This window comes from Streptomyces chengmaiensis (assembly GCF_029846775.1).
Classification (GTDB): domain Bacteria; phylum Actinomycetota; class Actinomycetes; order Streptomycetales; family Streptomycetaceae; genus Streptomyces; species Streptomyces chengmaiensis.
Genome location: NZ_JARWBG010000059.1, coordinates 25,675 through 37,949, shown reverse-complemented (window position 1 = coordinate 37,949; position 12,275 = coordinate 25,675). Strand labels below are relative to the sequence as shown.

8 protein-coding genes are annotated in these 12,275 nt (G+C 72.9%); 4 read left to right on the top strand and 4 right to left on the bottom strand.

Annotated elements, in window-relative coordinates:
• Nucleotides 1-3,403 (top strand): AAA family ATPase (locus QCN29_RS31480; RefSeq protein ID WP_450170356.1); only part of this gene is annotated, 3,403 nt, incomplete at its 5' end.
• Between the two features lie 18 nt (nt 3,404-3,421).
• On the opposite strand, the gene QCN29_RS31475 is transcribed toward QCN29_RS31480, so the two are convergent.
• From QCN29_RS31475 to panB, 3 genes are all read right to left on the bottom strand, one after another.
• Nucleotides 3,422-4,234, bottom strand: a complete 813-nt coding sequence (locus tag QCN29_RS31475) for an ABC transporter permease (protein ID WP_279932436.1) — start codon at nt 4,232-4,234, stop codon at nt 3,422-3,424.
• Nucleotides 4,231-5,262, bottom strand: coding sequence for an ATP-binding cassette domain-containing protein (locus QCN29_RS31470; RefSeq protein WP_279932435.1), 1,032 nt, complete (start codon nt 5,260-5,262; stop codon nt 4,231-4,233). Before QCN29_RS31470 ends, QCN29_RS31475 begins: the two co-directional genes overlap by 4 nt.
• Nucleotides 5,263-5,362: 100 nt before the next feature.
• Complete coding sequence (gene panB / locus QCN29_RS31465) at nt 5,363-6,238, bottom strand: 3-methyl-2-oxobutanoate hydroxymethyltransferase (protein WP_279932434.1); 876 nt, start codon at nt 6,236-6,238, stop codon at nt 5,363-5,365.
• Between the two features lie 208 nt (nt 6,239-6,446).
• On the opposite strand from panB, the gene QCN29_RS31460 reads away from it, so the two are divergent.
• From QCN29_RS31460 to QCN29_RS31450, 3 genes are all read left to right on the top strand, one after another.
• Complete coding sequence (locus QCN29_RS31460) at nt 6,447-8,021, top strand: MFS transporter (RefSeq protein ID WP_279932433.1); 1,575 nt, start codon at nt 6,447-6,449, stop codon at nt 8,019-8,021.
• 440 nt (nt 8,022-8,461) lie between these two features.
• Nucleotides 8,462-9,061, top strand: coding sequence for a TetR/AcrR family transcriptional regulator (locus QCN29_RS31455; protein WP_240139612.1), 600 nt, complete (start codon nt 8,462-8,464; stop codon nt 9,059-9,061).
• Nucleotides 9,062-9,272: 211 nt separating this feature from the next.
• Entirely contained in the window at nt 9,273-10,298 is a 1,026-nt protein-coding gene (locus QCN29_RS31450) for an endonuclease/exonuclease/phosphatase family protein (protein ID WP_279932431.1), read from the top strand.
• Between the two features lie 154 nt (nt 10,299-10,452).
• Here QCN29_RS31450 and QCN29_RS31445 read toward each other — a convergent pair whose 3' ends face one another.
• Entirely contained in the window at nt 10,453-12,237 is a 1,785-nt protein-coding gene (locus QCN29_RS31445) for an NAD+ synthase (RefSeq protein WP_279932430.1), read from the bottom strand.
• Between the last annotated feature and the right edge of the window lie 38 nt (nt 12,238-12,275).

Sequence of the window (12,275 nt, the reverse complement as noted above, 5' to 3'; positions counted from 1 at the left end):
CGGGGCCCGGAGGGCGGTCGCCGTCGCCGGGCAGCTGCCCGGCGACGGGCCCGCGCCCGAGCCCAAGCCCGGGCGCTTGGACGGCACAGCCTCCGCGGCTGCCGCCGCCGCACGTCCGGCGGCGCCCGGCACACCGCCGCCCGGCAATCTGCGCGCCCGGCTCAACAGCTTCGTGGGACGCGGGCCCGAACTGCGGGCCATCGGGCAGGACCTGGCCCGCACGCGGCTCGTCACACTCGTGGGGGCGGGCGGCTCGGGCAAGACACGCCTGTCGCAGGAGGCGGCCGAGCAGGCCGCGGGGACGGGCCCGGCAGGGACCGCGGAGGCGGAAGCGCCCTGGCCGGACGGCGTCTGGCTCGCCGAACTCGCGCCCGTGGACGACCCGGAGTCCGTTCCCGAGGCGGTCCTCAGCGCACTCGGGGCGCGCGAGACCGTGCTGTGGGGCGCGGGCGCGGACGAACTCCGTGCGGGCGGCGAGAGGCAGAGCGGCGACGCCTTCGTACGGCTCGCCGAGCACTGTGCACGGCGGCGCATGCTGCTGCTCCTCGACAACTGCGAGCATGTCGTCGACGCGGCCGCCTCGCTCGCCGAGCGGCTGCTGCAGCGCTGCCCGGGGCTCACGGTCCTGGCGACCAGCCGCGAACCGCTCGGCGTGCCGGGCGAGTTGGTGCGCCCGGTGGACCCGCTGCCCGACCCGATGGCGCTGCGGCTGCTCGCGGAACGCGGCGCGGCCGCGCGGCCCGGCTTCCGCGTCGACGCGGACGAGGCGACCGCGGCGGCCGCCGCCGAGATCTGCCGCCGCCTCGACGGGCTGCCCCTGGCGATCGAGCTCGCCGCGGCGCGGCTGCGGATGCTCACGGCCCGCCAGATAGCCGACCGCCTCGACGACCGGTTCCGACTGCTGACGAGCGGCGCGCGCACGGTGCTGCCGCGTCAGCAGACGCTCCGCGCGGTCGTCGACTGGTCCTGGGACCTCCTGGACGCCCCGGAACGCGCGGTGCTGCGCCGCCTGTCGGTCTTCGCCGGCGGCTGCGACCTCGCCGCGGCGGAATCGGTCTGCCGGGACGCGACCTACGACGACGGGCCGCCCACCGAAGCCCCCGGGCCTGCCGGTGAAGCGCCCCCGGCCGAACCGCCCTCCGGCGGCCGGGCCGCCGAGCCGACCGCCGGCTACGCCCGCCCGGCCGACACGACCCCGGCCGGCCCCTCCGACGCAGCCGGACCGGGCACCGGCAGCCGACCCGCCGACGGCCCGACCCGCACCCGCGCAGGCGGCACCGCGGATCTGGCCGGATCAGTGGACGGCAGCCGGTCTGCCGAGACCGCCGAATCCGCCGGTGGCCCGACCCGCACCCGCACGGGCGGCGCCGACGCGCCCCCCGCCGGACCCGCCCCCCGCAACCGACCGCCCACCGGAGCCCACGGGCCCGCCGGAACCCCCGGGCCTGCCGGTCACTCGACCCCGGCCGTCCCGCCCCCCGGCAGCCAAGCCACCAAAGCAACCGACCCGGCCAGCGACCCAGCCGCCCACCACCCCCAGCCGACCAACGCAGGGGGCGCGGCCCAAACCTCCGAACCCGCTGGACCGGCCTCCGACAGCCGTCCCGCCGGGGCCGTGGTCGCCGGACGCCCCGGGCCGGACGCTGACGCGGCGGCAGGCAGCGCCCGCTCCGGTGCGTACGACGGGTCATCCGGCCCCGAGCGGCCCGCCGGGGGTGCGGGGGCGGCAGCCCCCGTCCCCTCCGGGCGGCACGCAGTGCCGGGCGGCCCCGGCGTGCGGGAGGCCGACGTCGCCGGGGTTCTCGGGGCGCTCGTCGACAAGTCGCTTGTCGTCGCCGCGCCCGGCGAGGACGGAGACATGCGCTACCGGCTGCTGGAGACCGTCGCGGAGTACGCGGGCGAACGGCTCGACGAGGCCGGAGATCGGCACGCCGCAGAGCGGCGGCATCTGGTGCACTACCGGGAGCTGGCCCGCACCCTCGACCCCCGCCTGCGCGGCGGCGGGCAGCGGGCCGCGCTGGACCGGCTGCAGCTGGAGCACGAGAATCTGCGGACCGCGCTGCGGCACGCGGTCGCCTCCCGCGACGAACACGAGGGGCTCAGCCTGGTGCTGTCGCTCGCCTGGTACTGGCAGCTGCGGGATCTGCGCAGCGACGCCCGGCACTGGACGGACGCCGTCTCCGCTCTGGGGCCGGACCCGTTCGCGCCGCCCGTCGTCCCGGCCCCGCCGCTGACGGAGCGCTGCACGGACGCCCCTCCGCCGCTGCGGGCGGAGCTGCTGGCGGAGGCGCGCCGGCAGATCCGGCTGGTGCGCATGGTCAATATGGACCACGGGGTGGAGGAGTGGATGACCCCGGAGCGCCGCCGCTGGCTGGACGCCGTGGCCGAGGCGTACCACCCGGGTCTGCCGCAGGCGTGCCGTTTCCCCGCCTCGCTCTGGTTCTTCGCCGTCCTCATCGCCGGCGACGGCGAGCGCATGCTGGAGATCCTCGACTCGAGCGCCCGCACCGCGGAGGAGGCGGGCTATGACTGGGAGTTGGCGGCCGTGCTCCAGGTACGGGCCAACGCGCTGGCCAACCGCACTCTCTGGGCGGAGGACGCCCGCCGCGACGCCGACCGCAGCCTGGAGATCTTCGAGCGGCTCGGTGACGCCTGGGGAGCCGCCGAGGCGCTCTCCGCGCGCGGCGAGGCCCATGAGCGCAGCGGCGCGTACGAGGAGGCGGCGGCCGACTACCGCCGGGCGATCGACCGTGCCGCCGTCCTCGGCGCACAGAGCCAGGTCTCCCTGCTGCGGGCCAGGCTCGCGGGGGTGCTCGACGAGATGGGCTGCGGAGCGGAGGCCGAGACGATTCTGCACGAGGTGATCGCCGCCGGCCCGGAGAGCGGCAGGGAGGGCCCGCTCGCCGCCCGTCTGATCCTCGCCCTCCGGCTCACCAGGACCGGTCGCACCGCCGAGGCGCGCAGCCATCTCGGACTGCTGCTGGACGACTTCCGGACCGAGACGCTCGCCGTTTTCGAGGGGCTGGCCCATGGAGTCTTCGCCTGTGTGGAGGTGTTCGACGGCGATTTCGACGCGGCTCTGGCCCGCTGCCGCCGCGCGCTGGAGCTCGGCTCCACCCCGCTGTCGATGATGGTCGCCCCGCAGCTCTCCGCCTCCACGGTGCTCACCGCGGCCCGTGCGCTGACCGGGCTGGGCGGGGAGGCGCGGGCGCTGCGGGCGGCCCGGCTCATCGGCGCGCACGACGGCCTGCTGCCGCCCGGCCATTTCCCCACGTCCTTCGAGCGGGAGAACCGGCGGATGGCGGAGGAGGCCGCACGCGCCGTGCTCGGGGACGCGGCGTTCGACGCCGCGCGGGCCGAGGGCGGCGGTCTCGGCGTCGAGGGGGCCGCCGCCCTGCTCTGAGCCGTACGGGCCGGGTGGTCAGCTCTTCTTGCGGAACCGGGCGACCGCGAGCGGCGCCGTGACCACTGTGATCGCGGCGGCCCAGCCCAGCGTCATCCACACCGGGCCGGCCACCGGCCCTCCGTTGATCAGGTTCCGGGCGGCGTCCGCGAGGTTGGAGAGCGGGTTGTACTCGGTGAACGTCTCCAGCCAGCCCGGCATGGACGCCGTCGGGGTGAAGATCGACGAACCGAACTGCAACGGCATCAGCACGAGCATGGCAATCCCCTGCACCGCCTGTGCGGTCTTCATGGCGATACCCAGCAGAATGAAGATCCACATCAGCGATGCGCCGAACAGCATGGACAGTCCGACCGCGGCGAGCAGCTCGAGCACCGAGGTCTTGATCTCCAGGCCGACCAGAAAGCCGATGCCGAGCAGGATCGCGGTGGCGACCAGCATCCGGCCCATCTCCACCACGATCTTGGCGATCAGCACGGACGACCGGGCGATCGGCATGGTCCGGAAGCGGTCCATGACGCCCTTGCGGAAGTCCTCGTTCATCCCGGTGCCGACGGCCATGGCGACGTTGAGGCCCATCATGGCCATCAGCCCGGGGATCACATAGTTGACGTATGCGTCGCGTCCGCCTCCCATGAACGCGCCCACCGATCCGCCGAAGACATAGACGAACAGCAGCGTGAAGACGATCGGCATCAGCAGAGCATCGATCATGGACTGCGGATCGGCCTTGATCTGCAGGGCGTTGCGGCGTACCAGCGCCCCGATGTGCCGGAGGTTGGCCCGCAGCCCGATGCGGGCCTCTGCGGCGGTGACGGCGACGGCGCTCATACGGCGGCCTCCTCGTACTGCTCGTGCGCGTCGTGCCGGCCGGGCCGGTCGTGCGCGCTCTTCTCTCCGGTGATCGCCAGGAACACCTCGTCGAGGCTCGGCAGATGTGTGCCGATGTGGGCGAGGGAGAAGCCCTGGGCCCCCAGCAGGCCCACCACCGCGGTCAGTTGCTCATCGCTGAGGATCGGCACATAGAGCTGCCCCTCCTCCGGCACGGCACGGGCGCCGACGACGCCGTCCAGCCCCGCCGCGGCGATCGCCGCCGCCATCGCGGTCAGCTGCGCGGGGTCGCTCGGCCGCAGCTGCAGGGTGCGCCCGCCGACCTTGGCCTTCAGCTCGTCGACCCTGCCGCCGGCGATGACCCGGCCCCGGTCGATGACCGTCAGCTCATGGGCGAGTTGCTCGGCCTCCTCCATGTACTGGGTGGTGAGCAGCACGGTCACACCGTCGGCGGTCATGCTCCGCACCTCGTCCCAGACCTCGTTGCGGGTACGCGGGTCGAGGCCGGTGGTGGGCTCGTCGAGATACAGCACCGCCGGGCGGCCGATCATCGAGGCGGCCAGATCCAGCCTGCGGCGCATGCCGCCCGAGTACTGCATCGCCGGGCGGCGGGCGGCTTCGGTGAGCGAGAACCGCTCCAGCATCTCGTCGGCCCGCCGCCGCGCGTCCCTGCGGGACAGATCGAGCAGCCGGCCGATCATGTAGAGGTTCTCCCAGCCGGAGAGCTTCTCGTCCACCGAGGCGTACTGGCCGGTCAGCCCGATGACCCGGCGCAACTGCCGCGGCTGGCTCAGTACGTCGTACCCGGCGACCGTCGCGGTCCCCGCGTCGGGCTCCACCAGGGTGGACAGACAGCGTACGAGGGTGGTCTTGCCCGCCCCGTTGGGCCCCAGCACGCCGAGGACCGTGCCTTCCCGCACCTCGAGGTCCACCCCGTCCAGCGCCTTGGTCTCGCCGTAGTGCTTGACCAGCCCCCTCACCTCGACGGCCGGCGGGCCGTGTCGGGGGTCGTCGTCGATTCTCTTCATGCGGCCACGCTGTCAGCCGCCGCCGACAGATCGCCGACAGACCACCGACAGCCCGCCGATGGGGGATGTCGGCGGGCTGTCGGCTGGTGCCGGGAGTGGCTCAGTGGAAGGTGTGCTCCTCCTGGGGGAACGCTCCTCCGGCGACGTCCTCGGCGAACGCCCTCGCCGCGTCGCCCAGCGTCTGGCGCAGCTGGGCGTACTGCTTGGTGAAGCGCGGCACCTTGCCGCCCGTCAGGCCGGCCATGTCGGTCCACACCAGGACCTGTGCGTCGGTGTCGGGACCGGCCCCGATGCCGATGGTCGGGATGTGCAGCGAGCGGGTGACCTCCGCGGCGAGCTCCGCGGGCACCAGCTCCAGCACGACCGCGAACGCCCCGGCGTCCTGCGCGGCCTTGGCGTCGCTCAGCAGCCGGTGCGCGGCCTCGTCGCTGCGGCCCTGGACCCGGTAGCCCATCGTGTTCACGGACTGCGGGGTCAGGCCGAGGTGCGACATGACCGGGATGCCCGACTGGACGATCAGCTCGGTCTGGGCCAGGGAGCGCTCGCCGCCCTCCAGCTTGACCGCGCCCACGCCCGCCTCCTTGACCAGGCGCGTGGCGCTGCGCAGCGCCTGGACGGGGCCCTCTTGGTACGAGCCGAAGGGCAGGTCTCCGACGACGAGGGCGCGCCGGGTGCCGCGTACGACGGCGGCGGACAGCAGCGTCATCTCGTCCATGGTGACGGGCACGGTGGTGTCGTAGCCCAGGTGGCAGTTGCCCATCGAGTCGCCGACGAGCATCACCGGGATTCCGGCTTCGTCGAACACGGACGCGGTCATCGCGTCGTAGGCGGTCAGCATGGGCCACTTCTCGCCGCGCTCCTTGGCGGCGGCGATGTCGTGCACGGTGATGCGGCGGTTGCTCTTTCCTCCGTACAGCGCCTTGCTGCTGTCGGCGGAGCGTCCCGCAGGCGGCTTCTGGGCAGCCTGAAGCGTCATGGCCAATCGGCTCCTTCGTCATCTCGAGGCGCCCTGACGGCGTCCCCGGACCGCATCCATGGTGGCACTTCGTGCCGCGCGGGGAAAGGGGACGCGCGCCCCCGTGACAGACACCCGTTCGAGCACGGGGACGCGCGGGTGTCCGGCCGGGCTCATCCCCGGCGTTTTACGAGACGATCTCGTATCGAAAATCGTCTACAGTGGGCCCATGTCCCGTGTACCCGAAGCCGTACACCGGCGCCGCTGGGCGATCCTCACCGTCCTGATGTTCAGCCTGCTGATCGTGGTGCTGGACAACTCGATCCTGAACGTCGCCGTCAAGACCATCGCGGTCCCGCCGCCCACCGGCATCGGCGCCGGCCAGAGCGAGCTGGAGTGGGCGATCAACTCGTACACGCTGGTCTTCGCCGGGCTGCTGTTCACCGCGGGACTGCTCGGCGACCGCATCGGACGCAAGAAGGTGCTGCTCTTCGGCGTCCTGGTCTTCGGCGCCGGCTCGGCGCTCGCCGCGTTCTCGGGCTCGCCGGGCGAGCTGATCGCCTACCGGGCCGTGATGGGCTTCGGGGCGGCGTTCGTGATGCCGGCCACCCTGGCCGTCCTGATGAACGTCTTCGAGCGGGAGGAGCAGCCCAGGGCCATAGGGATCTGGGCGGGCAGCGTGGGTCTCGCCATCGCGATCGGCCCGGTCACCGGCGGTCTGCTCCTGGAGCACTTCTGGTGGGGTTCGATCTTCCTGGTCAATGTCCCCATCGCGATCGTCGCACTGATCGCCATGGCGCTGCTGGTGCCCGATTCAAAGGACCCCTCCCCCGGCCGCACCGACCCCGTCGGCGTCGTCCTGTCCGTCGTCGGTCTGGTGCTGCTGGTGTACGGGATCATCCACGGCGGCGAGCTGGCGGACTTCACCGCGCCCTCCGTGCTGCTGCCGCTGTTCGCCGGGCTCGCCGTGCTCACCGGGTTCGTTCTGCACGAGAGGCGCAGCGACCATCCGGCCCTCGACATGGCGTACTTCAAGAAGCCCGCGTTCTCCGCCGCCGTCGCCGCGATCGCGCTGGTCTTCTTCGCGCTGCTGGGCGTGACGTTCTTCTCCGCCTTCTATCTGCAAAGCGTGCGCGGCTACAGCGCGCTGCAGGCCGGGCTGCTGATCCTGCCGCTCGCCATCACCCAGATGGTCTTCGCACCGCGTGCCCGGCTGGTCGTCGAGCGCTTCGGGGCGCGGGCCGTGTGCACCGCCGGCATGCTGCTGGTCGCCGCGGGTCTCGCCGCCTTCGCGCTCTTCGACGCCGACACCCCCGTCTGGGCGCTGGAAGCGGTCTTCTTCGCCCAGGGCGTGGGCATGGCGCACATCATGCCGCCGGTCACCGTCTCCGTGATGCAGTCGCTGCCCCGCGAGAAGGCGGGCTCCGGGTCCGCGGTCAACAACACCTTCCGCCAGGTCGGCGGCGCGCTGGGGGTGGCGGTCCTGGGCTCGCTGCTGTCCGCCGTGTACCGGCGAGAGATCGAGGGCCATCTCCAGGGGGTTCCGAGCGGGACGCGGCACACTGCGGGCGAGTCGATCGAAGCCACGCTCGCCGTCGCGGAGAAGCTCGGCCCGGCCGGTCAGGCGCTCGTCGGCCAGGCGCATTCGGCCTTCCTGAACGCCATGCACATCACCGCGCTCTGCTCGGCGGCCGTGGCGCTGCTGGGCGCGGCCGTCGTGGCATGCTTCCTGCCGCCCCGGCCCGCCGGGGCGGGCGGGGGCCCGGAGCGGGAGGACGAGCATGAACCGGCCGCGACCCGCTGAGCCGGGCGCGCCCGGGGAGCCCGGGTGCGCCCGGGGTGCCCGGGGTGCGGTGCAATGCGCCCGGAGACGTCCCGGAGGCGACCGGAGGCGACCCGACGCGGGCGCGGGGCAGCGGCAGCCGACCGCCGGGCCGAGAAGGCCAGGCGCAGGCCCGACAAGACCGGGCGCGGGGCAGCGGCAGCCGACCGCCACGCCAAGAAGGCCAGGCGCGGGCCCCAGGAGAAGGAGGCCGTCCGGCCGGGAACCCGGCCGCAGGCCCGAGGGGCCCGGCTCGGGCCCGACAAGACCGGGCGCGGGGCAGCCGAGGCCGACGCCGCCGGGCCGAGGAGGTCGGCGAGAATGAGCGGCACGAGGACGATCGTGCGAGAGGCGGATGAACGGACGTGCCCCTGACGGAGCAGGAGCCCGAGCGGGAGCTCGCACAGCGGCCGGAGCACGCGGTGGAACGGCGTCGCACGGGCCGGCGCGGACGCCCGCGCAGCGAAGCGGCGGAGCGCGCCATCGTCGACGCCGTGGTACGCCTCCTCGAAGAGGGCGTGCCCGTCTCCGAGCTGTCCATCGAGCGCGTCGCGCGCACGGCCGGCGTCGGCAAGGCCACCATCTACCGGCGCTGGGACGGCAAGGAGGCCCTGCTCGTCGACGTCGTTCGCTCCATGGAGCCCGCCGACCCCCCGCTGCCCGGGACGTCCGTACGCGACGATCTGGTCGCGATGGTGGAGACGCTGCGGCGGCGCGGGCTGGCCAAGCGGTCCTCCGCCCTGCTGCACAACGTGTTCGCGCAGATGCAGAGCTATCCGCAGCTGTGGGACATGTACCACCGCACTGTGGTGCTGCCGCGCCGTGAGCGGATGGACGAGGTGCTGCGCCGCGGCATCGCGGGCGGCGAGATCCGCGGCGACATCGACTTCGATCTGCTCGGCGACCTGTTCGTGGGGCCGATGCTGGTGCGCACCGTACTGCGGCCGGACGCCGCTCCGGGCCAGGGCAGCGCGGAGCGGATCGTCGACGCGGTGCTCCAGGGCCTGCGCCCGTCCGCCTAGCTCAGAGGCACATGCCGACACGTATGTGCGCGTTCTGTCACACCCGCCCCATCGGCCCCAGCGGCAGGAACCCCGTGGTCTGCCCCTTCGTCCTCGAAACCGAAAGAAGCGTAAGAACCGCAAGAAGCAGCTGTCGTCGAGCGGGTCCCCTAGGGTCATCGGCGGGACAGCCGAGACAGCGGTGTGACGGCAAGGCAGTGAGGAAATCTCCATGGCGCAGGCGGAAGTGACGGAGACTGGGAACGGCGGCGCGGCTGACCGGCGCACCGGATCCCGGGTCCGGGGCCTGCTGGAGCGGCTGCGCGAGGACAGAGGCCTCTGGCGGCGCGGCGTCTTCCTGGCGGCAGTCGCCGTGCTGCTGGCGCTGACGATGATCCTGCACGCCCAGATCCCCAACCGGATCGGCAATCTCGGAAGTCTGACGGAGACGTTCCTGCCGTGGCTGGGGGTGTTCGTTCCCGTCCTCCTCGCCGCGGCGCTCTGGCGGCGCTCGGCCACGGCGCTGATCGCCCTGGTGCTGCCCGCCGTCGTCTGGGCCAATCTCTTCGGCGGGCTGCTGGTGGACAAGGCCGCCGCCTCGGGCGGGGAGCTGACCGTCGCCACCCACAATGTGAACGCGGGCAACCCCGACCCGGCGGGCACCGCGAAGCAGGTCGCCTCGTCGGGCGCGGACGTGCTGGCGCTCCAGGAGCTGCCGGTGAGCAAGGTCCCCGAATACGAGCGGGCGCTCGCCGGGACCTACAGGTACCACCATGTGCGGGGCACGGTCGGGGTGTGGAGCAAGTACCCGCTGACCGACGCCCGGCGCGTCGACATCCGCCTGGGCTGGGACCGGGCCCTGCGGGCCACCGTGGCGACGCCCCGGGGGCCGGTCGCGGTGTACGTGGCGCATCTGCCGTCGGTGCGCGTCAAGCTGAACGCCGGCTTCACTGCCAACCAGCGTGACGCCAGCGCCGACGCCCTCGGCGAGGCGATCGTCCGTGAGCCGCTCGACAGGGTGGTGCTCCTCGGCGACCTCAACGGCACCATGAACGACCGTGCGCTGCGGGCCGTCACGTCCCAGATGCGCTCCACCCAGGGTGCGGCGGGCGACGGCTTCGGCTTCAGCTGGCCCGCGTCGCTCCCGATGGCGCGCATCGACCAGATCATGGTCAAGGGGGTGGAGCCGGTGGCGTCCTGGACGCTGCCGCGCACGGACAGCGACCATCTGCCGATCGCGGCGCGTATGAACCTCTGACGGAGCGCGGTGCATCGCCGAAGGGAGCCCGCTGCACGGTGTGCGGCGGGCCCCTTCATATGCCGATTCATATGCGGACCGCAGGCGGTGGCCCTCCGGAGAGCCACCGGAAGACCACCAGAGGACCACCGGAAGACCACCCCGGTGGCGGCTCTCAGCGGGAGGCCGTCTCCCGCCAGCGATTGGTGATCGGCAGTCGGCGGTCCTTGCCGAAGACCTTGGCCGAGATCTTGGTGCCCGGCGGGTACTGGCGGCGCTTGTACTCGGCCGTGTCGACCATGCGCAGCGTCTTCGCCACCAGCTCCTCGTCGAATCCGGCCGCCACGATCTCGTCCTTGCCCTGGTCGCGGTCGACGTAGAGCTCCAGGAGCCGGTCCAGCACGTCGTAGTCCGGCAGCGAGTCGGTGTCGACCTGGCCGGGGCGCAGCTCGGCGCTCGGCGGCTTGACGATCGACGCTTCGGGGATGGGCGGGGTCTGGCCCCGCTCCTCGGCGGCGCGGTTGCGCCACTGCGCCAGCCGGTAGACGGATGTCTTGTAGACGTCCTTGATGGGCCCGTAGGCGCCGACGGAGTCGCCGTACAGGGTCGAGTAGCCCACCGCCAGCTCGGACTTGTTGCCCGGCGCGAGCACGATATGGCCCTCCTGGTTGGAGATGGCCATCAGCATGGTGCCGCGCAGCCGGGACTGGAGGTTCTCCTCGGCGAGGCCCGTGAGCGCGAGCGAGTCCATATAGGCGTCGAACATCGGCTCGATCGGCACGGTGCGGAAGTTGAGCCCGGTACGGCGGGCGAGCTCCGCGGCGTCGCCCTTGGAGTGGTCGGACGAGTACCTGGACGGCATCGACACGCCGTAGACGTTCTGCGCGCCCAGCGCATCGCAGGCGAGGGCGGCGACGAGGGCGGAGTCGATGCCGCCGGACAGGCCGATGAGGACGGAGCGGAAGCCGTTCTTGGCGGCGTAGGCGCGCAGCCCGACGACCAGGGCGGAGTAGACCTCCTCGTCGTCGTCGAGCCGCTCCGCGTAGCCGCCGGTCAGCTCGGGCTCGTACGCGGGCAGCGGCTCCTCGGAGAGGACGACCCGGTCGATGCGCAGCCCGTCGTCCACACGCTCTCCGTCGGCGGCTCCGCCGCGGGCCGCGTCCTGGCCGGCCAAGGCGGCGGGCAGGTCCAGGTCCAGGATCACGCTGCCCTCGGCGAACTGCGGAGCCCGGGCTATCACATCGCCCGAGGCGTCGACGACGATCGAGTCGCCGTCGAAGACCAGCTCGTCCTGGCCGCCGATCATGGCGATGTAGGCGGTGGTGCAGCCGGCCTCCTGGGCGCGCTTGCGGACCAGCTCCAGGCGGGTGTCGTCCTTCTTCCGCTCGTACGGCGAGGCATTGATCGACACCAGCAGCCCGGCCCCGGCGGAGCGGGCGGCCGGGACGCGGCCGCCGTCCTGCCACAGGTCCTCGCAGATCGCGAGCGCCACGTCCACGCCGTGGACGCGGATGACGGGCATCGTGTCGCCGGGCACGAAGTACCGGAACTCGTCGAAGACGCCGTAGTTGGGCAGGTGGTGCTTGGCGAAGGTGAGCACCACCTCACCGCGGTGCAGCACGGCGGCGGCGTTCTGCGGCGCGCCGGCGGGCTGGCCGTAGCGCGGCTGGGCCCGCTCCGAGCGGTCCAGATACCCGACGATCACCGGCAGCTCCCCGAACCCCTCATCCGCGAGCCGTGCGGCGAGCGCACGCAGCGCGGCCCGCGAGGCCTCCACGAAAGAGGGGCGCAGGGCCAGGTCCTCGACGGGGTATCCGGTCAGCGCCATCTCGGGGAACGCGATGAGATGCGCGCCCTGCCCGGCGGCGTGCCGGGTCCAGTGCATGATCGATTCGGCGTTTCCGGCGAGGTCGCCGACGGTCGAGTCGATCTGATTCAGAGCGAGGCGAAGTTGAGGCACGGGTCTCAGTGTAATCGTCAGACCGACGCGATGTCCCG